General features: G+C 61.1%; 19 protein-coding genes. 13 read left to right on the plus strand and 6 right to left on the minus strand.

Annotated elements, in window-relative coordinates; all coding sequences use genetic code 11:
* Positions 1-49: 49 nt before the first annotated feature.
* Positions 50-247: a heavy-metal-associated domain-containing protein gene (locus tag AB4N82_RS06605; protein ID WP_032887113.1), complete on the minus strand. Its 198-nt coding sequence runs from the start codon at positions 245-247 to the stop codon at positions 50-52.
* 147 nt (positions 248-394) lie between these two features.
* On the opposite strand from AB4N82_RS06605, the gene AB4N82_RS06610 reads away from it, so the two are divergent.
* The 3 genes from AB4N82_RS06610 (at position 395) to cueR (ending at position 3,441) form a co-directional block, all read left to right on the plus strand.
* Positions 395-775 carry a hypothetical protein gene (locus AB4N82_RS06610; protein WP_095186501.1) on the plus strand — a complete coding sequence of 127 codons (381 nt, stop codon included), beginning with the start codon at positions 395-397 and terminating at the stop codon, positions 773-775.
* Positions 776-841: 66 nt separating this feature from the next.
* Positions 842-3,043, plus strand: a complete 2,202-nt coding sequence (locus AB4N82_RS06615; protein ID WP_122764426.1) for a heavy metal translocating P-type ATPase — start codon at positions 842-844, stop codon at positions 3,041-3,043.
* A complete protein-coding gene (gene cueR, locus AB4N82_RS06620) occupies positions 3,040-3,441 on the plus strand; it encodes a Cu(I)-responsive transcriptional regulator (protein ID WP_122764427.1) in 402 nt (133 codons plus the stop codon). Before AB4N82_RS06615 ends, cueR begins: the two co-directional genes overlap by 4 nt.
* Positions 3,442-3,581: 140 nt before the next feature.
* On the opposite strand, the gene AB4N82_RS06625 is transcribed toward cueR, so the two are convergent.
* Complete coding sequence (locus tag AB4N82_RS06625; protein WP_032887119.1) at positions 3,582-4,481, minus strand: PA4780 family RIO1-like protein kinase; 900 nt, start codon at positions 4,479-4,481, stop codon at positions 3,582-3,584.
* A 134-nt stretch (positions 4,482-4,615) separates the two neighbouring features.
* Positions 4,616-5,893 (minus strand): acetyl-CoA C-acetyltransferase, encoded by a 1,278-nt coding sequence (locus AB4N82_RS06630; RefSeq protein WP_099602166.1) that lies wholly within the window; start codon positions 5,891-5,893, stop codon positions 4,616-4,618.
* A gap of 105 nt (positions 5,894-5,998) precedes the next feature.
* On the opposite strand from AB4N82_RS06630, the gene AB4N82_RS06635 reads away from it, so the two are divergent.
* From AB4N82_RS06635 to AB4N82_RS06650, 4 genes are all read left to right on the plus strand, one after another.
* Positions 5,999-7,342: a 3-oxoacyl-ACP reductase gene (locus tag AB4N82_RS06635; protein WP_122764428.1), complete on the plus strand. Its 1,344-nt coding sequence runs from the start codon at positions 5,999-6,001 to the stop codon at positions 7,340-7,342.
* A 2-nt stretch (positions 7,343-7,344) separates the two neighbouring features.
* On the plus strand, positions 7,345-8,193 hold the full coding sequence (locus AB4N82_RS06640; protein WP_122764429.1) for a MaoC family dehydratase: 849 nt from the start codon (positions 7,345-7,347) through the stop codon (positions 8,191-8,193).
* Positions 8,194-8,498: 305 nt separating this feature from the next.
* The gene (locus tag AB4N82_RS06645) at positions 8,499-10,097 is read left to right on the plus strand and encodes a collagen-like triple helix repeat-containing protein (protein WP_460104718.1); all 1,599 of its coding nucleotides are present in this window, start codon (positions 8,499-8,501) and stop codon (positions 10,095-10,097) included.
* A gap of 183 nt (positions 10,098-10,280) precedes the next feature.
* Positions 10,281-11,963: a ShlB/FhaC/HecB family hemolysin secretion/activation protein gene (locus tag AB4N82_RS06650; protein WP_095186496.1), complete on the plus strand. Its 1,683-nt coding sequence runs from the start codon at positions 10,281-10,283 to the stop codon at positions 11,961-11,963.
* 125 nt (positions 11,964-12,088) lie between these two features.
* Here AB4N82_RS06650 and AB4N82_RS06655 read toward each other — a convergent pair whose 3' ends face one another.
* The 3 genes from AB4N82_RS06655 to AB4N82_RS06665 are packed head-to-tail and all read right to left on the minus strand — an operon-like array spanning position 12,089 to position 12,947.
* Positions 12,089-12,487 (minus strand): response regulator, encoded by a 399-nt coding sequence (locus AB4N82_RS06655; RefSeq protein ID WP_032887125.1) that lies wholly within the window; start codon positions 12,485-12,487, stop codon positions 12,089-12,091.
* A 53-nt stretch (positions 12,488-12,540) separates the two neighbouring features.
* Positions 12,541-12,729: a hypothetical protein gene (locus AB4N82_RS06660; RefSeq protein ID WP_032887127.1), complete on the minus strand. Its 189-nt coding sequence runs from the start codon at positions 12,727-12,729 to the stop codon at positions 12,541-12,543.
* A 26-nt stretch (positions 12,730-12,755) separates the two neighbouring features.
* Positions 12,756-12,947, minus strand: a complete 192-nt coding sequence (locus AB4N82_RS06665; RefSeq protein WP_032887128.1) for a Flp family type IVb pilin — start codon at positions 12,945-12,947, stop codon at positions 12,756-12,758.
* Positions 12,948-13,262: 315 nt separating this feature from the next.
* On the opposite strand from AB4N82_RS06665, the gene cpaB reads away from it, so the two are divergent.
* From cpaB to AB4N82_RS06695, 6 genes are read left to right on the plus strand one after another with little or no spacing between them, the layout of a single operon-like run.
* Positions 13,263-14,210 carry a Flp pilus assembly protein CpaB gene (gene cpaB, locus AB4N82_RS06670; RefSeq protein ID WP_095186494.1) on the plus strand — a complete coding sequence of 316 codons (948 nt, stop codon included), beginning with the start codon at positions 13,263-13,265 and terminating at the stop codon, positions 14,208-14,210.
* A 17-nt stretch (positions 14,211-14,227) separates the two neighbouring features.
* Positions 14,228-15,445: a type II and III secretion system protein family protein gene (locus AB4N82_RS06675; RefSeq protein WP_095186493.1), complete on the plus strand. Its 1,218-nt coding sequence runs from the start codon at positions 14,228-14,230 to the stop codon at positions 15,443-15,445.
* Positions 15,442-16,632 (plus strand): pilus assembly protein, encoded by a 1,191-nt coding sequence (locus AB4N82_RS06680; RefSeq protein WP_032887131.1) that lies wholly within the window; start codon positions 15,442-15,444, stop codon positions 16,630-16,632. Before AB4N82_RS06675 ends, AB4N82_RS06680 begins: the two co-directional genes overlap by 4 nt.
* Positions 16,629-17,900: a CpaF family protein gene (locus AB4N82_RS06685; protein ID WP_032887132.1), complete on the plus strand. Its 1,272-nt coding sequence runs from the start codon at positions 16,629-16,631 to the stop codon at positions 17,898-17,900. The genes AB4N82_RS06680 and AB4N82_RS06685 overlap by 4 nt, the downstream gene beginning before the upstream one ends.
* 10 nt (positions 17,901-17,910) lie before the next feature.
* Positions 17,911-18,795 carry a type II secretion system F family protein gene (locus AB4N82_RS06690; RefSeq protein WP_032887133.1) on the plus strand — a complete coding sequence of 295 codons (885 nt, stop codon included), beginning with the start codon at positions 17,911-17,913 and terminating at the stop codon, positions 18,793-18,795.
* A gap of 1 nt (position 18,796) precedes the next feature.
* On the plus strand, positions 18,797-19,681 hold the full coding sequence (locus AB4N82_RS06695) for a type II secretion system F family protein (protein ID WP_032887134.1): 885 nt from the start codon (positions 18,797-18,799) through the stop codon (positions 19,679-19,681).
* Positions 19,682-19,684 lie beyond the last annotated feature (3 nt).

The following is a 19,684-nucleotide window of genomic DNA, read 5'->3' on the forward strand; positions in this document are numbered from 1 at the left end:
GCCGGGCCTGGATGCCTTGAACATAACGATAGCTCGCTAACTATTAAAATCAGGCGAGCTTGGCGCTGTAGCCTTCCTCGGTGATCAAGCTGATTACCTCTTCGGCAGACAAGCGGCTTTCCACGCCCACTTCCTTGGCGGCCAGGTCGACCTTCACACTGGCGCTTGAATCCTTACTCTGTACCGCCTGGGTCACCGCCCGGACGCAATGGCCGCAGGTCATTCCTTCAACACTGAATACTTGCATGACATAACTCCTTTGATGAGGTTGAACCCAGTCTCGACCTTGCCACAATGGCAAGGTCAAGTTCTGAAAAAATCGGCCGGGCTGGTATTCGGCGGCACTGTCGGCCAAGCTTGAACCATCTTTGATTCACACCACGGAGCATTCGCCATGCGCTGGTCGTATTTTGCCCTTGCCGGCTTGATGAGTTTGTCTGCCGCTGCGCCCATGGCCAGTGCCGATCAAGACTATGCCGTGCTGATCATTTCCCGCGAGCGCCTGGAAGTACCGACCAATTGCGAGATCGGCCTGTACATCCAGGACCAGTTGGCCGGGCGCCTGTTCCAGGAACAGTCCACCTCGTTCAACCTGCCCGCCGGCGATGTGTCACTGCGCCTGAAGCTGCTGCCGGGCCAAGCTGCGGGCTGCCTGCCTGGCCTGCTCGCCCCGCCCGCGCAAAACATCACGCTCAAGGCCGGTGACGTACGCAAGTTACGGATCGCCCAGGGCCCGGATGGCATGTACCTCAAAGCGGCTGCATTGGATTACTGAAGGCGCTTGACCTTACCCACAGGTCAAGGTTGATGCTAGGGGCAACTTCTTCTGGAGGAATGCCCCATGAATGGATCCACCACCTTTGATCTGCCCATCAGCGGCATGACCTGCGCCAGCTGTGCCGGGCGTGTCGAGCGTGCGCTGGGCAAGGTGCCGGGGGTGCAAAGCGTCAGTGTCAACCTGGCCAACGAGCGCGCCCACGTCGAAGTGCAGGGCCAAATGGACCCCGCCGTGCTGATTGCGGCGGTCGACAAGGCCGGTTACAGCGCCAGCCTGCCTCAAAGCGAAATCGCCACCGATACCGATCAAGCCCAGCGCCTGCACCGCGAGCGTTGGTCGCTGCTGCTGGCCATTGCGCTAGCATTGCCGTTGGTGCTGCCGATGCTGGTGGAGCCCTTTGGCCTGCACTGGATGCTCCCGCCCTGGGTGCAGTTCGCCCTCGCCACGCCGGTGCAATTCATTTTCGGTGCGCGCTTCTACATAGCCGCCTGGAAAGCCGTACGCGCCGGCGCCGGTAATATGGACCTGCTGGTCGCCATCGGCACCAGTGCCGGTTACGGCCTGAGCATTTATGAATGGCTCACCGCACATGCGGGTATGGCGCCGCACCTGTACTTCGAAGCTTCAGCGGTGGTAATTGCCTTGGTATTGCTGGGCAAATACCTGGAAAGCCGTGCTAAACGCCAGACTGCCAGCGCCATCCGTGCGCTGGAAGCCCTGCGCCCTGAACGTGCACTGCGTGTGCAGGATGGCCGTGAAGAAGACGTCGCCATCAGCGCGTTGAAGCTCGATGACCTGGTGTTGGTCAAACCCGGCGAGCGTTTCCCGGTGGACGGTGAAGTGATCGAAGGCAAAAGCCATGCCGACGAGGCGTTGATCAGCGGTGAAAGCCTGCCGGTGCCGAAACAACCCGGCGATAAAGTCACCGGCGGTGCCATCAACGGCGAAGGTCGTCTGCTGGTGCGCACCACCGCCCTTGGTGCCGAAAGTGTCCTGGCACGCATCATCCGACTGGTGGAAGACGCTCAAGCCGCCAAGGCGCCGATTCAGAAACTGGTGGATAAAGTCAGCCAGGTCTTCGTCCCGACCGTGCTGGTACTGGCGGTGCTCACGCTGGTGGGATGGTGGCTGTACGGCGCGTCGCTGGAGACCGCGATTATCAACGCCGTGGCCGTGCTGGTGATCGCCTGCCCTTGCGCCCTTGGCCTGGCCACGCCGACTGCAATCATGGCCGGCACCGGTGTCGCCGCCCGCTACGGCATCCTGATCAAGGACGCCGAAGCGCTGGAGCGCGCCCACGCAGTGAGCGCCGTGGTCTTCGACAAGACGGGCACCCTCACCTCCGGCACGCCAAAAATCGCCCACTTGGTCGCGGTGGATGGCAATCAAGCCCTGCTGCTGCAACAGGCCGGCGCGCTGCAACGCGGCAGCGAACATCCCCTGGCAAAAGCCGTGTTGGATGCCTGCAGCGAACAAGGGCTGAAGGTGCCTGATGTAAGCGTCAGCCAATCCCTCACCGGGCGCGGCATTGCCGGCACCCTCGACGGTCGGCCACTGGCACTGGGCAATCGCCGTCTGCTGGAAGAAATCGGCTTGAGCGCGGGTGACTTGGCAGGTGTCGCCAGCGATTGGGAGTCCGAAGGCCGCACCCTGTCCTGGCTGATCGAACAGGGTCCACAACCGCGCTTACTCGGGTTGTTCGCCTTTGGCGACACCCTCAAACCCGGTGCGTTGGAAGCCGTTGAGCAACTCAAGGCCCAGCACATCAGCAGCCACTTGCTCACCGGCGACAACCGCGGCAGCGCCCGCGTGGTGGCGCACGCACTGGGTATCGACGATGTCCACGCTGAAGTCCTGCCTGCCGATAAAGCCGCCACCGTCGCCGAGCTGAAAAAAACCGGCGTGGTGGCGATGGTCGGCGACGGCATCAACGACGCCCCGGCCCTGGCGGCGGCCGATATCGGCATCGCCATGGGTGGCGGCACCGACGTGGCCATGCATGCTGCCGGTATCACCCTGATGCGCGGCGACCCACGCCTGGTGCCGGCCGCTCTGGAGATCAGCCGCAAGACCTACGCAAAAATCCGCCAGAACCTGTTCTGGGCGTTTGTGTATAACTTGATCGGTATTCCCCTGGCCGCGTTCGGCCTGCTCAACCCGGTGCTGGCGGGCGCGGCTATGGCCTTGTCCAGCGTCAGCGTGGTGAGCAATGCACTGTTGTTGAAAACCTGGAAACCCACTGACCTGGAGGATCAACGCCCATGAACATCGGCCAAGCCGCACGCCAAAGCGGGCTGAGCGCCAAGATGATTCGCTACTACGAATCCATCGGCCTGCTCAAAGCCGCCCACCGCACCGACAGTGGCTACCGTGTGTACGGCACGGACGACTTGCACACATTGGCGTTTATCAAACGCTCGCGGGATCTGGGGTTTTCATTGGAAGAGGTCGGCAAGCTGCTGACCCTGTGGCAGGACCGCCAACGGGCCAGCGCCGACGTGAAAGCCCTGGCGCGCCAGCATATCGAGGCGTTGAACCAGAAGATTCTGGAGCTGGGGCAGTTGCGGGATACGTTGCAAGATCTGGTGGAGCACTGCCAGGGCGATCATCGGCCGGATTGTCCGATTCTCAAGGAGTTGGCTTCAGGAAGCTGCTGCGCGTGAGGCTCTAACTGACTAACTACAAAACCAATGTGGGAGGGGGCTTGCTCCCGATGGCGGTGTGTCAGTCTCAATATCTGTAACTGACACACCGCTATCGGGAGCAAGCCCCTCCCACATTTTGATCTTCATTTACCCGAAGATCATTGCATCCAAGGCGGCGGTGGCGGTTCTTCGGACGCTTTGCTCGGCGGAGCATCATCTGCCGCCCGAATCGCTTGCTTGCGCTCTTCATCCAGCCGCGCCGCTTCGATCTCGCGAATCACACCGCCCACATCCGCCAACTCTTCCGGCTCGTCGAACTCGCCGGTCAAGACGCTGGCCGGGTGCAAGGTACCGGCTTCGTACAGCGCCCACATTTCCTTGGCGTACTTGGTCTTCTTCAACTCCGGGGCAAAACGCCCGAAGTAGGAGGCCATGTTGCCCACATCCCGTTCCAGCATGTTGAACGCGTGGTTGTTGCCCGCCGCATCCACCGCCTGGGGCAGGTCAATAATCACCGGGCCCGTGGGGGTAAGCAGTACGTTGAACTCGGACAAGTCACCGTGCACCAGGCCGGTACACAGCATCAGCACTATCTGGGAAATCAGGAAGGCGTGGTATTCGCGCGCCTGGTCCGGCTCCAGTGTCACGTCATTCAGACGCGGCGCCGCATCGCCGTACTCGTCGGCCACCAGCTCCATCAACAGCACGCCTTCGAGGAAGTCGTAGGGCTTGGGCACGCGAACGCCCGCGCCGGCCAGGCGGAACAAAGCCGCCACTTCGGCGTTCTGCCAGGCATCTTCGGTTTCTTTCTTACCGAACTTGGAGCCCTTGGCCATGGCCCGGGCCTGACGGCTGTTACGGACCTTACGGCCTTCCTGGTATTCGGATGCCTGACGAAAACTTCGTTTGTTCGCCTCCTTGTAAACCTTGGCGCAACGCAATTCGTTGCCGCAGCGCACCACATAAACAGCTGCTTCTTTACCACTCATGAGAGGGCGCAGCACTTCGTCGACCAGACCGTCTTCGATCAGGGGTTCAATGCGTTTAGGAGTCTTCATCAGCTTTTATTGTGGGTCCTTTATTACCAAATACGCGTATGGCACTCGTTATACGGCAATCGGCTCGCCGGTGGGAGGGGCTACCGATCTTTGACCACTCAAGAATGCATCCTATATGCCAGTTTCGGCTGCAATCAACGCTCAATGATCGCCGTCACCCCTTGACCGCCCGCCGCGCAGATCGAAATCAGCCCTCGGCCCTTGCCCGCCGCATCCAGCAACTTAGCCAGGTTGGCGACGATACGCCCGCCGGTGGCGGCAAATGGGTGCCCGGCGGCCAGGGAGCTGCCCTTCACATTCAACCGGCTGCGGTCGATGGAGCCCAACGGCGCGTCCAGCCCCAGGCGGGTCTTGCAGTAATCCGCATCTTCCCAGGCTTTTAGCGTGCACAACACCTGGGCCGCGAATGCTTCGTGGATCTCGTAATAATCGAAGTCCTGCAGCGTCAGGCCATTCCTCGCCAACAGACGCGGCACCGCATACACCGGAGCCATCAACAGGCCTTCGGCGCCGTTGACGAAATCCACCGCCGCCGCTTCGCCATCGCGCAGATACGCCAGGATCGGCAGCCCCCGCTCCTTCGCCCAAGCCTCACTGCCCAGCAGCACCAGGGATGCACCATCGGTGAGCGGTGTGGAGTTGCCAGCGGTGAGCGTGCCCTTTTCGCTGCGCTCGAAGGCGGGCTTGAGGGCGGCGAGTTTTTCCAGGGTCAGGTCGGGACGCAGGTTGTTGTCGCGGGTCAGGCCCAGAAACGGGGTGAGCAGATCGTTGTGCCAGCCTTCGGCATAGGCGGCCGCCATTTTCTGGTGGCTCTCCAGCGCAAGCTGGTCTTGCTCGGCCCGGGGGATCTGCCAGGTCTGCGCCATCAACTCACAGTGCTGGCCCATGGACAAACCGGTACGCGGCTCGCCATTGCGCGGCAGTTCTGGTTTGAGGTGATGGGGACGAAGTTGTAACAGGACTTTTAATTTATCCGCCATGGATTTGCTGCGGTTGGCTTGCAGCAGGATCTTGCGCAGCCCTTCATTCACCCCAATCGGTGCGTCTGACGTGGTGTCCACCCCGCCGGCGATGCCGCATTCGATCTGGCCCAAGGCAATCTTGTTGGCCACCAGCAATGCCGCCTCCAGCCCGGTGCCGCAGGCCTGCTGGATGTCATAGGCCGGGGTCTGCGGCGACAGGCGAGAGCCCAGCACGCATTCGCGGGTCAGGTTGAAGTCGCGCGAATGCTTGAGCACCGCGCCGGCGGCTACCTCGCCCATGCGCAGGCCGTGCAGGTTGTAGCGTTCGATCAAGCCTTCCAAGGCGGCGGTCAGCATCGCCTGGTTGCTCGCCGTGGCGTAGGGGCCATTGGAACGGGCGAAAGGAATGCGGTTACCGCCAATGATCGCTACACGGCGCAATTGAGTCATGGAAAGCTCCCTCTGTCTGTTATGGGCTTGATCACTGAGCCTAGTCGAACGACTGCTACCCTGGGATGGTCAACCCTTTGAACCCCAGCCTTCGGAGAGCGTTCCATGTCTGACCGTTATATCGACTTCGCCAACTCAAGCCTCGGCCATCGCCTGGTCGCCGCCCTTGGCCTGCCGTCACCGGTACGCCTGGAACGCTGGCAAGCCGGACGCCTACGCCCGGTAGACGGTGCACTGCTGCTGGGCGGTGGAGCCCTGACACGCAAGGTGCAGGCATTTGCCAACAAACTCACCGACGCGATTTATACCTACGGCGCCGAGTCATCGACGTGGATTCCCGGGCACGGCCCCAAGCTCAAGGCAGTGGTGTTCGATGCCAGCGAGCTGCAACACACCGACCAGCTCAAGCAACTGCGCGAGTTCTTCCAGCCCCTGCTGAAAAACCTCGATAACAGCGCCCACCTGGTGATCCTCGGCCGCGCCCCGGAAAGTCTCAGCGACCCGTTTGCCGCCAGCGCCCAGCGGGCCTTGGAAGGGTTCAGCCGCTCCTTGGCCAAGGAACTGCGCAACGGCGGTGTGTTGCAATTGCTCTACGTCGGCGAAGGTGCCGAAGACCAGCTGGAAGGCGCGCTGCGTTTCTTCCTCTCACCGAAAAGCGCCTACATTTCCGGCCAGGTGATTCGCCTGGAGGCTTGCGCCACGCCCGTTGAGGACTGGACCCGCCCACTGGCCGGGCGCAAGGCGCTGGTCACGGGTGCGGCGCGTGGCATCGGCGCGTCTATCGCTGAAACCCTGACCCGCGACGGCGCTGAGGTCATTCTCCTTGACGTCCCCCAGGCCAAGGCCGACCTCGAAGCCCTGGCGGCGCGCTTGGGTGCTCGCACGGTGGTGCTGGATATCTGCGCCGAAGACGCCGCCAGCCAGTTGATCGAACACCTGCCCGATGGCCTCGATATTCTGGTGCATAACGCCGGTATCACCCGTGACAAAACCCTTGCCAACATGACCCCGGAATACTGGGATGCGGTGCTCGCGGTCAATCTCAATGCACCGCAGGTACTGACCAAAGCGCTGCTCGACAGCGGCAGCCTGCACGACAACGCCCGCGTGGTGGTGCTGGCGTCCATCAGCGGCATCGCTGGTAACCGTGGGCAAACCAACTATGCCGCGAGTAAGGCGGGTTTGATCGGCCTGGTGCAGGCGTGGGCGCCGTTGCTCAAAGAGCGCGGGATCAGCATCAATGCCGTGGCGCCAGGCTTTATCGAAACCCAGATGACCGCACACATCCCGTTCGCCCTGCGTGAAGCCGGGCGCCGCATGAGCTCCCTGGGCCAAGGCGGTTTGCCGCAGGACGTCGCCGAAGCTGTGGCCTGGCTGGGCCAGCCAGGTTCCGGCGCGGTCAGCGGGCAAGCATTGCGGGTGTGCGGGCAAAGTCTATTGGGAGCGTGAGCATGGAATGGCAGACCTTAGGCAATACCCCGTTTCTGCCGCCGTTGTATTGGCGAGCGGCGCTCAAGCGCAAGATTACCGGCAGCACACTGCCTGAACAGGGGCTGCGCTGCCGGGTCAGCGTCAACCCCAAGGACGTCGCGGCGTATCGCAAGGTCTGCGGTTTTGCCGACAGCCCGATCCTACCGGCGACCTACCCACACATCCTGGCGTTTGGATTACAAATGCAGCTGCTCACGGCCAAGGCATTTCCCTTCCCGTTGCTGGGGTTGATCCACCTGAGCAATTGCATTCGAATCCATCGCCCATTGGGCGGGGTAAACGAACTCTTCGTAAGCGTGCACGCGCAAAACCTCCAACCTCACGCCAAGGGCGCAACCTTTGAGGTGGTAACCACCGTCGAAGATTCTCTCGGAGTGCTGTGGGAAGCCGAGAGCCGAATGCTCTGCCGGGGCGTAAAACTCGAAGGCGAAGCTGCCGATGACACCCAGCCCACACCTGCACACATCAGCGAACTGACCCACTGGAAGGCCCCTTCGGATATCGGCCGTCGCTATGCGAGGGTCTCCGGCGACTACAACCCGATTCACCTGAGTGCCCCGACCGCCAAGTTGTTTGGCTTCCCCCAGGCCATCGCCCATGGACTGTGGAACAAGGCCCGCACACTGGCCGCACTCGGTGAGCACCTGCCCGCTGCCAATGTAGAAATCGAAGTGGTATTCAAAAAACCGGTGCGCCTGCCCAGCGAAGTGACGTTGCACAGCAGCACCGCCGGTTCCAGTGGCGAATTACTGTTGAAGGGCGCGGGAGATATTGAACATATGGTGGGGAAATGGCGGCCAATCGCATAACAAAACCTGCTTAATTGTATATATACGCCATAAGTAATAGCGGACTTGAAAAAGTCCGCTATTTGTTTATCTAAGCGACTGATTCAATAGACATATACATCTTGATACGCCCTCCCCTTATACCCTTACGACTAGTCATTAAGCACACACTTCACGCCCTCTATATAAATCGTTAATACCAAGTTGAGCCTTGAGGGAACACGCACCCGGGTCTGTTATAGACCTACGGACAAACGCATCGCTATCCCAAGAAATAACGAGCGTTTGAAGACAACTAAGGTTGTACGGGTGCAAGGAACTCAATCATGAAAACTCAAGTAGTGTTTTGGAAAGCAAGTACCGCGTTGGCCCTGGCAATAGCAATGACACTCGGTGGCTGCAGCAGCGGTGGTGGCGGGCATCACAGTAGCGGCTCCTCCTCTTCGGATACTGCCGGAACCGGTGGAGGTACCGGTGGCGGTACTGGTGGCGGCACTGGTGGAGGTACCGGTGGAGGCACTGGTGGAGGCACTGGTGGCGGTACCGGTGGAGGCACCGGTGGCGGCACTGGTGGAGGTACCGGTGGCGGCACTGGCGGAGGCACTGGTGGCGGCACCACCACGCCACTGGTCACCGCGACCGTCGTCGACACGCTGGGCAACACCGTGACCGGCGTGGGCGGCACCGTCAGCAGTCTCGGCACCACCCTCGGCAGCTTGCCGATTGTTGGCGCGACCACCCAAGGTCTGGTGGTGGCCACAGGCACTGCGGTCGGCAGCATCGGCAACGGCCTGTCGGATGGGCTAGGCTCGTTGGGCACTGACAGCAATGCACTGGGCAACACCCTCGACGGCGTAGGCCAAGGTGTTTCCGATCTGGGCGATGGCGTCAGCACCACCGGCGCTAACGTGCGCACGCTGCTGGGTAAAGTGCCCGTGGTCAGCGCAACTGCGCCAGTGGTGGGCGGCGCGGTCGACAAAGTCGGCAACGTGGTGACCATGCTCGGCGATACCCTGAGCACCGCCAGCACCACCGGCCCGCTGGGCAATGTGACAAATGCCGTGGGCGCCCGAGTGCTGGTGCCGGTCGTCTCGCTGGTGGAAAAAACCACCGGCAAAGTTGGCAACGCAACGGGCCTGGACAGCCCGGTCGGCGGCCTGCTGGATAAAGTCGGCAGTACCGTCGATGGCCTCGGCGATAAAGTCGCCGGCGCTGGCGGCACCGGTAACCCTGTGACCGGCGCCGTGGGTAACCTGCTCAATGGCGTCGGCACCGTGGTCGGCACCGCAAGCGGCTATGTCGACCCAGCCACCGGCAACAGCGGCGGTAGCGGCAGTGGCATCAAACTCGGTCTGCCGGAACTGATCGGTGGTGTCATCGCCGGCGCCGGCAACGGCCTCAACGCCGGCAATACCAATGGCGTGGTGAGCGCTGCTGGCGTCACCGGCGCCAGCGCCGGCGGCAAAGTGGCATCTCTGGGCACCTTGCTGGGCGGCAGCGGCACTCCAAACACCGCCGCGGGCGCTCCGATCATGGCGGTGACCACCAACCTCGGCAGCGCACTTAACCCTGCCACCAGTGGCATCGCCAGCCTGACCCAAAACGTCGGCAACGCCACCGGCCTGGGCGCGCCAGTCAATGGCCTGGTGACTAACGTCGGCGGCGCCGTCAACAGCCTGGGCGGCAAAATCAGCGGCGCCAATGCCAACCCGGTCACCAACGCCCTGGGCGGCACCGTGAGCGCTGTCGGCGGCACCGTGGCGTCGGTGGGCGGCCTGGTCACCGGCGGTACCAGCGGCGGCGGGTTGCTCGGCGGCGGCTTGAACCTGGGCGGCAGCGCATCTGCCGGCGCCAGTGCCAGTGCCGGGGCCAGCACCAGCGGTGGCCTGGGGGGGTTGCTCGGTGGCCTCACCGGCAAAAAATAGAATTGCACCTGGCCGATTAGACGGCCTCACCTACAGCGCCTACGCTTGGTTGAGACGAGAGATCTAATAAATCTCTCGTCTTTTTTTAGGGCCACTGAACGGCCCCTGAAAAACACCCGAACCGCGCCTTCAGAGCCCGGCGGGCACCTGCGAAACGCTGCTGCTTTGACCATGGAGTGTCCTATGCGCGCTTTGACACCGTTGTTATTGCTCACCCTCAGTGCTTACGCCCACGCCGATACCCTGCCCAGCTTCCTCAATAGCAACGACACCATCCGCAACCTGCCGGTGCCCAATCTGCCCGCCGATGCCTACCGCCCGAACACCCCGCAAACGCAGCTGCCCACCCCTGCGGCGAGTGAGGCGCAACCGTTACTGATGGACACCAAGGTGACCATTCGCAAACTGCAGATCGACGGCGGCACGGTCTACCCGCTCAACGACGTTGCCTTGGCGTTCGAGCCCTTGATCGGCCACGAAACCAACCTGGCCCAATTGATCGAGGCGACACGCAGCATCACCCGGCGCTACCAGGCAGACGGCTACCTGCTGTCCTATGCGTTTCTCCCGGAGCAACGCTTCGATGACGGCCTGGTGCACGTCATTCTGGTGGAGGGTTATATCCGCGATTACCAAGTACAAGGCGATATTGGCTCAGTGTCGTCCTACGTCGAAAAGCTCGCCGACAAACTCAAGGCCGAGCGCCCACTGACCCGTAAAACCTTCGAGCGCTACACCACACTCATGGGCGCGATCCCCGGCGTCACCTTGCAAGCGCAAGTGCCGCCACCTGGCACCACCGACGGCGGCACCCACATGCAGATCACTGCCAGCCGCAAGCCTTTCACCACCAGCATGAGCCTCAACCAAGCCAGTCGTGGCGGCACGCAAGCCTTGTTAACCGCCACCAGCAATTCCCAGACCGCCATGGGTGAACAACTGAGCGTGAGCGGCCTGTTCCCACCGGGCGACGACAAAGAACACTACTACCGCGCCGCCTACAGCCAATTCGTCAATGCCGAGGGCACCCAACTGGTGCTATCCGGTGAACGCTATCGCGCCGACCCCGGCACCAACCTGCAACTGGGCGGCGGCTTCGAACTCAAGCCCCATCAGGCAATCGACCGATTCTCCATTGGCCTGAGTCACCCGCTGATCGCCTCGCCCACCGAGTCGTTGACCCTGGGCACGCGGTTCTATGGGGTCGACCAGAAAACCCGCTATCAACTGGTGGGATTTCCCCAGCGCTTTGACATCGAAACCAACCTGCGCGCCGTGGCGTTCGAAGGCGACTGGCGCAAGGCCGACGCCGACCAACTGCGCATCCTCAGCGCGGGGCTGTACCAAGGCATCGACGGCATGGGCGCCAAGACACGCAGCGACCTCGAAGGCCTCAAACCTGACTTGGACTTCTTCCGCCTGCGCCTGTCGGGCGTGCAAAGCAACAAGCTGTTCGGCAACGTTCAGGGCGTGCTGTCAGGAGCGCTCTATTGGAGTGACGACACCTTGCCCGACAGCGAGCGCGCCACCTTCGGCGGGCAGAACTTCGGCCGTGGCTACCCCGATGATCAAGGCTCGGGCGACAAGGGCTGGGGCATGGCCTATGAGGTCAACTACAGCTACAACCGTGCAGGCGAGTGGGTAAGAATCCTGCAACCCTACATCGTGTTCGACCGTGCCAAGACCTGGTTCAACGACCAGCCCATCAAAGGCAACAACCTGTCTTCAGCCGCCGTGGGCCTGCGCTTTGGCGACGCGAAGTATTACAACATCGCGCTCGAAGCGGCCAAGCCGATGTCGGACGAGGCCCTCGACAGCCTCAACCGCCAGCCGCGGTATACGTTGAGTTTCAGCTATCAACTCTGACAAGGCCTACAGCGCTCAGTTTAGGCTGAGCGGGGTTCTGCGGCAGACGAGCTTGCTGTGGTAAGAGGGCTTGTTGTGGCGAGCGGGCTTGCTCGTGTTCGACTGCGCAGCAGTCCCCAAAAGCCCTACCGTTTGCTGAGAGGAAACAAGCTGTCCAACGTATCAATCAACCGCACCAGGTAAATCGGCTTGCGAAACAGATCCAGGACCTGCAGGCGCAGCATGTCGCTGACGTCATCCATTTCGGCATGACCGGACATCACAATCACCGGCAGGTGCGAGCGTGAGGTGTGTTCGCGCAGGCGCTTGATCAAGGAGATACCGCTTTCCTCGGGCATGCGCAGGTCGGTGATGACCAAGGCGATATCGGGGTGAAGTGTCAACTCTTGCAGGGCGAAGGTGACGGATGTTGCCGTAAAGCACACGAACCCCTCGTTTCCGAGGGATTCGGCGAGCTCGATCAGCGCGTCCTCTTCGTCGTCCACTAACAGGATTTGTTGCCGGGGGGACGACATGGGGCTCATGTAAGGATCCTGATACTAAACGTGCACTCAGGGTAGTCGTATCGCGCCATTGATCAAGTGGACAAGATACTGGCTTCGACCAACTTGAACAGCGCAGTGACTCTGTCGCTGATGGGCGTCATGAAGATACCGATCACAGCTGCACACATGGCAGCCACAATGGCGTACTCAATACCGGAAGCGCCATCCCTGGCGCAGACCATCAGTTGAAGCTTTAAGAACACCTTGCCAATTGCTGACATGCGACTCTCCAACAAGGGTTAAAAGCTCAAGTGCCGATACCGGTCTGAATCGATGTAAAAATGGCTTTCACTTTAGTGCTGATGGGCGTCATGAACAGCCCGATCACCGCTGCACACATCGCCGCGACAATTGCATATTCGATACCGGAGGCCCCCTCTCTTCCGTAAGACAAAATCTGGATTTTGATAAACACCTTGCGAATGACGTCAAGGAACATTTGACTTCTCCTTTGCGCTCCGGGCGCTGATGTAGCTGGGCTACAGCATGATCTCGCTGTGCCATTAGAGCATTGTCGGCAAATCCACTCCCAACAACTGTAATAAGCGACTAATCACAAAGTAGTAGCCAAATCGATGACGCCTGAAGAACCTTATTTCCCACTAATGAAGAGAAATTTTCCAAGGAGTAATGGCATTTCGTCCTAGCTGAACTACCTTCAAATAGCGAAATAGTTAGACCTTGATAGTGAACTGATTGCGCAGTGCTGGATGGACCAGACAGCAGGTTCTGCAGTGGGAAAGGGAGAGCCTTTATGAGCAGTCGCATCAGTATGATTCTGGCCGGGTTGCTCTTGTTGGGAGCGCTGATTGCCGGTTATTGGGGCCTCGTGTTGAGCCGTCCGGAACCGGCGGCCGCCGTGGTTGCTCAGCCCGTTGCCACCCCCTCTTCAACGGCCCCCGTCGAAGACCCGACACGTCAACCCGTGGTGGTACTGGCCCACGACGTGCCGCCCTTCGTCGCCCTCACCGCCGCCGACCTGACCCTGGAAAAACTGCGCACTGCACCGGCTGGCAGCCTCACCACGCTGGAGCAAGCCATCGGACGCACGCCTTGGCGCAGCCTGGAAGCCGGAACCTGGCTGACCGAACAAAGCTTCGAGGCTGGCGGAAGCCTCGCCCGGATGATCCGCTCTGACGAACGCGCGCTGGCCGTTGCCGTGGATGAAGTAACCGGCGCCGCTGGGCAATTGAACCCGGGTGATTATGTTGACGTGATGCTGTACCTGCGCCAGGAAAACGGTAACCCGCAACCCTCGGCGCAAACCGTAGTCCCCGCACTTCGCCTGCTTGGAGTGGGTGACCAACTCGGGCTGACCAATGACGGTAAACCCGGCTCCCCTGTAGCAACAACGGCCGAAGACAAAGCCAAGCAACAACAGAGCCGTGCCAGTGCGCGCACCGTGTTGCTGGCCGTTCCAGAACAACTGATGAGTCGGTTGGTGCTTGCCACGCAAGCCGGTGCAATGCGCCTGGCCCTGCGCAGCGCTGACGAACAACGCTTGAGCCAGTACTGGTCGGGCACCAATGAATCAGCGGCAAACCTCGACAACGCCAAGCGCGACCTCTACCAGTTCAATCAGTTGGCCTTTACTGCACCACCCACCAGCAACTTCAGCCCATCGGCCACCACCAGCGCTCCACGTCGCTCGGGTGTCGAGGTGATACGCGGCAACCAGGTTACTCAACAAACGCCCAGATAGCGCTAAGGATGCCTTGAATGAGCAGTCGTTCCCTGAGGTTTTTTTCACGAGCGTTCTGGGCCCTCGTCACCCTGACGCTGCCCATCGCGCTCGCACAGGCAGCACCGGGCAACTGCGCCAGCCTGGGCAAGCTTCCTGCGACGCTCGAAGTCGGTGAAGGCATGCAACAAGCCATGCAATCCCCGGTTGCCATTACCCGCCTGGCGGTCGGCGACCCCAAAATCGCCGACGTTCAAGTCAACGGCAACCAGGCGTTCCTGCTGACTGGCATCTCCCAAGGCGCCACCAGCCTTATGATCTGGACCGCGTGCTCTAACACCCCACGCCAGAGCATGGTGTTCGTCAAAGGCAAAGCCACTTCAGCGTTAACCAGCTTGTCGCTGTCCCCCTCGGACGACCCCTTGCTGCCGAGCCAGGTACAGACCGATATCCGCTTCGTCGAAGTCAGTCGCACCAAGCTCAAGGAGGCAAGCACCTCGATCCTGGGGATTGGCAAAAACTTCCTGATCGGCAGCCCCAACCTCGCGGTGCCCAGCGCTAACACCTTGGCTCTGCCGGTGAGCGCCTCCAACTTCAATATCGGCTTCGGCGGCGGGCGCGTGTCGGCGATGATCAATGCCTTGGAAAGCAGCGGTTTTGCCTACACCTTGGCGCGACCCAGCCTGGTCGCCCTGAGCGGGCAAAGCGCAACGTTCCTGGCCGGGGGCGAAGTGCCTGTGCCGGTGCCCAGCGCCGGCAGCGACACCATCTCCATCGAGTACAAAGAGTTTGGTATTCGGTTGACCCTGACCCCCACCGTGGTCGATCGAAACCGCATCACCCTCAAGGTCGCACCGGAGGTCAGCGAACTGGACTACAGCAACGCCGTGCAGATCCAGGGCATTCAGGTACCCGCACTCACTGTGCGTCGCACCGACACCAGCGTGTCCCTGGCCGATGGCGAAAGCTTCGTCATCAGTGGCCTGATCAGTACCAACAACCGTTCCACCATCAACAAATTTCCCGGCCTGGGCGACATCCCGATCCTGGGTGCGTTCTTCCGCGATTCCAACATCAGCCGCGAGGAAAAAGAGTTGCTGATGATCGTCACCCCCCACCTCGTACAACCCCTGGCGGCCGATGCGCAGTTGCCGTCCCTGCCCGGCGAAAAGCTGCGCAGCTACGACCCTAATTGGTACCGCCTGTTTTTCCTTGAAAATGGCAACTTCGACCGTCGCACGGGGCTGTCCCAATGAGCGAAAGCCTGAGCCAAACGTTTCTGGCAATAACGCGTAACAGCACCGATCTGGAGTGGCTTCAGGGCGCGCTTGCACCGTTGGGCCAAGTGGTCAGTGCCGGCGGCGGCAGTCTGGACGAACTGCTGGCACTGGTCGACGTGACCTTCGCCAACCTGGTCTTCATCGGACTGGACCGTGAAAACGTCACCACGCAATGTGCCCTGATTGAAGGGGCACTGGAGGCCAAACCCATGTTGGCCATCGTCGCGCTGGGCGACGGCATGGACAATCAACTCGTACTCAATGCCATGCGGGCCGGCGCCCGCGACTTTGTCGCCTATGGCTCGCGCTCCAGTGAAGTGGCCGGCCTGGTTCGACGCCTGAGCAAGCGCCTGCCGACGGTCAGCCACACCACTCACCTGGGTGGCCTGACGGTGCTCTATGGCACCCAGTGCGGTACCGACGGCGCGTTACTGGCCACCCACCTGGCGCAAGTGGTGCAAAAAAGCGGGCAGCAAACCCTGGTACTGGATTTGGGACTGCCTCGGGGCGACAGCCTGGCGCTGTTGGGCCTGGAAAGCTCGTTTCACTTCGGTGATGCCCTGCGCCACTTACGACGCCTGGATGCCACCTTGATCAACAGCGCCTTTACCTCGGCCGAGGCTGGTCTGCGCATTCTGGCCTACACCGACGGCGACGAATCGCTGGAGCAAACCAGCGCTGCCGAGCTGTACATGCTGCTCAGCGCCCTGCGCCAACACTTCCAGCACATTGTCGTAAACCTTACCGGCCAGCCGGACAGCGAAGCGCTGCGCACCTTCGTCAGCCATTGCGACAAGTTGCTGTGGTGCACCGATCAAAGCGTGCTCGACTGCCGACGCAACCTGGCGGTGCTCAATCGATGGCGTGAAAAAGGCATGAAACTGGAGCACGGCCGTCTGCTGGTCGACCGCTATATCAAAGGCGCCGCACCGGAGGCCGAAGCGCTGGGCAAGACCTTCGGCCTGGAAGTGATTGCGGTGCTGCCCCTGAGCGCGGAAATCCGCCTGAATGCCAAAAATCAGGGCCAGACCTTATTTGCGTTATCGCCCCGCGAGCCGCTCACCCAAGGCCTGCGCACCCTTGGCGAGCGCCTGGCCAAACGCTCCGAAGGCCTTGAGAAACCACCGGCCAACTGGCTTACCCGTCTCTGGAGTACGAAATGAGCAGCGATAAACTGTTCGGTTCGCCCTTACGCGGCACCGTCGACAACACCGATCACGACGGCCTCAAACTGGTCCTGCACCGCTACATCATCGATGCCATAGAGGAGTCGGGGAAAAACCTGTTGGAAGGCACGCGCCAATCTTTGGCGCAATTTGTGATGGATAAAGTCGCCGAGTACATCACCCGCATGCACCTGGCGATCTCCCGCTATGAAATGGAGCGCCTGGCAGAAGAAATCGTCGACGAACTCACCGGTTTCGGGCCGCTTGAGGTGCTGCTGCGCGATACATCCGTCACTGAAATCCTGGTCAACGGCCCCCACCGAGTGTTCGTCGAACGCGATGGCCTGCTGCACCAAAGCGACCTGCGTTTTATCGACGACCACCATGTGGAGCGGGTCATGCAACGCATCCTCGCACCCTTGGGGCGACGACTGGATGAGTCGTCACCCATGGTCGATGCGCGGTTGCCGGACGGGAGTCGGGTCAATGCGATCATTCCTCCGATTGCCCTGGACGGGCCCTGCCTGTCGATCCGAAAGTTTCGCAAGGACATGCTCAAAAGCAGCGACCTGATGGCCATGCAGACCATCGATCAACTGATTTTCGAGTTCTTCCAAGAGGCCGTGGGCAAGCGCTGCAACATCTTGATCAGCGGCGGTACCGGCACCGGTAAAACCACGCTGCTGAACATTCTGAGCCAACTGATCAACCCCCATGAGCGGCTCGTCACCATCGAAGATGTGGCCGAACTGCAACTGGGCCACCCCCACGTAGTACGCCTGGAAACCCGCCCGCCGAATGCCGAAGGGCACGGCGAAGTGAAGGCCAGCGACCTGATTCGCAACGCCCTGCGGATGCGCCCGGACCGCATCATTCTGGGGGAGATTCGTGGCGTGGAAGTGCTCGATGTACTCACGGCGATGAACACCGGCCACGACGGGTCGATGAGCACCGTGCACGCCAACAACGCACAGGATGCGCTGCTGCGCCTGGAGACGCTGGTGGGACTCACCGGCCGTGTGGTCGCGGAGAAAACCCTGCGCCAGATGATCTGCGCGGCACTGGATGTGGTGATCCAACTGACGCGTTTGCCCGACGGTCGCCGTTGCGTCAGTGAAGTGGTGGAAGTCGTGGGCGTGCGTGATGACGTGTACGTCACCAACACACTGTTCCGGCATGACAAACGCACCGGCTTCGGTTTCCTGCGCGAAGCCATCAACCCCGCCGGCGACAAACTGCGCCGCGAAATCCCGCTGCCGTTGTAGGAGCCGCCTGATGATCGGTCCGATCCTGCTCGCATTGATCTCTCTGGGCATGCTGTTGCTGGCGACGCACATGATGCGCAGTGGCTTGCGCCAGGCACAGGCCGAGCGTGTGATGGAGCGACTGGGCCAGGGCCAACCTAAGGCAGTGAATGACAAGGCCGTCGTGACCAGCCTTGAACGTATGTTCATCCGTGCCGGCCTGGGCAAGCCCACCGAACGCCTGGGGCTATGGCTCATGCTTTGGGGCTTTGGCGTGGCGCTCGGTTTCCTGGCTGCCGAATGGCTGGGCTTGCTGACGATGGTCGTACTGCCGCCACTGATCCTGCGGTTCTACCTGGCCCTGCGCTATCAACGCCGTTTGCGCCGGATGATCGAGCAATTGCCTCAGTTGCTCGATCACGCCGTACGCAGCCTCAAATCCGGCCGCACGCTGGCGGACGCCGTGCTGGGTGGCATTGAAGCCAGTGATGACCCGCTGAAGAAGTCCATGGGACGCATCAAGCGCAATGTCATCCTCGGGGTCAGCCTGCCGGATGCGGTGCACGACTTTGCCGAGTTTTACGAACAGGATGAGCTGCGCCTCTTTGCCCTGGGGTTGAAGGTCAATCATCGCTATGGCGGCAACGCCAGCGAGTTGCTGGAAAACCTGATCAAAATGATCCGCGAACGGGACCAGGGCGCTCGCCAACTCAGGGCGATGACGGGGGAGACTCGCGTGACCGCCGTGGTGCTGGCGTTGCTGCCGATCAGCGTGGCCGGTTACTTCCTGGTGACCAACCCAACGTATCTGGTGGGTATGTGGGCCGATGACAGCGGCAGGTGGATGTTGATTGGTGCCTTCGCCATGCAGGTCTTCGGTTGCATCGCCCTGTGGCGCATGCTGAGGAGCGTCTGACATGGCCATGTTGATCAGCGCAGTATTGTTTTTCGCAGCGACGTTACTGCTGGTCGGTAACGTCCTGGCTCACCGTCGTCAACAGCGCGTGGTCACCTCTCGGCTGCAGGGCGAGACCGAGCGTGAAGACAAGATAGGCCGATGGTTGCGCACGCTGGGCAACACCCGGATTGGCCAACGCACCATCAGCCTCGACAACGAAACCCAAACCCTGCTCAACCGTATTGGCTGGCGCAAGGCCGGGCAGCGCTCGATGTTCGCCGCCTGCCAAGTGGGCGCGCCACTGGTACTGCTGGGCCTGACGCTGCTGATACAAAGCGTGTTTTTCCCTGATGCGGACCCCGTTTGGCTAGCGCCCTTCCTCGGGCTGGCCACGGGTTACCTGCTGCCCAAGCGCGTGCTCGCGTCGCTGGCCAAACGGCGCCAGGAGCAGATCACCCAGGAAATCTCGACCTTCATTCCGCTGCTGCGCATCCTGTTTGAATCCGGCATGGCCGTTGAGCAAACCTTGCGCGTGATGTCCCAAGAAGCGCAAAAGCTGCTGCCGGTACTCACTTCGGAATTGCGCATTGTGCTGGCCAGGGTGGACTCGGGCCTGGAGCTTGGCGAAGAGTTGAACAAAACCAGCCTGATGCTGAGCGTCGATGAGTTCAGTGACACCTGCACGATTCTGCAACAGCTGCTGCATCAGGGCGGCGGCGCCATGAAGTCGCTGCAGGCACTCAAGCAACTGCTGGACGACCGGCGCCTGACGCGCATGCAGGAATACATTTCCAAGATGTCGGCCAAGATGTCCGTGGTCATGATGGTCTTTCTGTTTCCGGCGTTACTGATCGTACTGGCCGGTCCCGGCTTTATCGCCATCTCGAAGGCCATGGGGCCTTGAAAG

It is taken from the genome of Pseudomonas sp. H1_D04, assembly GCF_054683855.1.

What these genes read in the sequence shown, in the direction of transcription:
- AB4N82_RS06605 (WP_032887113.1), bottom strand. Translation starts at nt 247, where the DNA reads ATGCAAGTATTCAGTGTTGAAGGAATGACCTGCGGCCATTGCGTCCGG.
- AB4N82_RS06610 (WP_095186501.1), top strand. Translation starts at nt 395, where the DNA reads ATGCGCTGGTCGTATTTTGCCCTTGCCGGCTTGATGAGTTTGTCTGCC.
- AB4N82_RS06615 (WP_122764426.1), top strand. Translation starts at nt 842, where the DNA reads ATGAATGGATCCACCACCTTTGATCTGCCCATCAGCGGCATGACCTGC.
- cueR (WP_122764427.1), top strand. Translation starts at nt 3,040, where the DNA reads ATGAACATCGGCCAAGCCGCACGCCAAAGCGGGCTGAGCGCCAAGATG.
- AB4N82_RS06625 (WP_032887119.1), bottom strand. Translation starts at nt 4,481, where the DNA reads ATGAAGACTCCTAAACGCATTGAACCCCTGATCGAAGACGGTCTGGTC.
- AB4N82_RS06630 (WP_099602166.1), bottom strand. Translation starts at nt 5,893, where the DNA reads ATGACTCAATTGCGCCGTGTAGCGATCATTGGCGGTAACCGCATTCCT.
- AB4N82_RS06635 (WP_122764428.1), top strand. Translation starts at nt 5,999, where the DNA reads ATGTCTGACCGTTATATCGACTTCGCCAACTCAAGCCTCGGCCATCGC.
- AB4N82_RS06640 (WP_122764429.1), top strand. Translation starts at nt 7,345, where the DNA reads ATGGAATGGCAGACCTTAGGCAATACCCCGTTTCTGCCGCCGTTGTAT.
- AB4N82_RS06645 (WP_460104718.1), top strand. Translation starts at nt 8,499, where the DNA reads ATGAAAACTCAAGTAGTGTTTTGGAAAGCAAGTACCGCGTTGGCCCTG.
- AB4N82_RS06650 (WP_095186496.1), top strand. Translation starts at nt 10,281, where the DNA reads ATGCGCGCTTTGACACCGTTGTTATTGCTCACCCTCAGTGCTTACGCC.
- AB4N82_RS06655 (WP_032887125.1), bottom strand. Translation starts at nt 12,487, where the DNA reads ATGAGCCCCATGTCGTCCCCCCGGCAACAAATCCTGTTAGTGGACGAC.
- AB4N82_RS06660 (WP_032887127.1), bottom strand. Translation starts at nt 12,729, where the DNA reads ATGTCAGCAATTGGCAAGGTGTTCTTAAAGCTTCAACTGATGGTCTGC.
- AB4N82_RS06665 (WP_032887128.1), bottom strand. Translation starts at nt 12,947, where the DNA reads ATGTTCCTTGACGTCATTCGCAAGGTGTTTATCAAAATCCAGATTTTG.
- cpaB (WP_095186494.1), top strand. Translation starts at nt 13,263, where the DNA reads ATGAGCAGTCGCATCAGTATGATTCTGGCCGGGTTGCTCTTGTTGGGA.
- AB4N82_RS06675 (WP_095186493.1), top strand. Translation starts at nt 14,228, where the DNA reads ATGAGCAGTCGTTCCCTGAGGTTTTTTTCACGAGCGTTCTGGGCCCTC.
- AB4N82_RS06680 (WP_032887131.1), top strand. Translation starts at nt 15,442, where the DNA reads ATGAGCGAAAGCCTGAGCCAAACGTTTCTGGCAATAACGCGTAACAGC.
- AB4N82_RS06685 (WP_032887132.1), top strand. Translation starts at nt 16,629, where the DNA reads ATGAGCAGCGATAAACTGTTCGGTTCGCCCTTACGCGGCACCGTCGAC.
- AB4N82_RS06690 (WP_032887133.1), top strand. Translation starts at nt 17,911, where the DNA reads ATGATCGGTCCGATCCTGCTCGCATTGATCTCTCTGGGCATGCTGTTG.
- AB4N82_RS06695 (WP_032887134.1), top strand. Translation starts at nt 18,797, where the DNA reads ATGGCCATGTTGATCAGCGCAGTATTGTTTTTCGCAGCGACGTTACTG.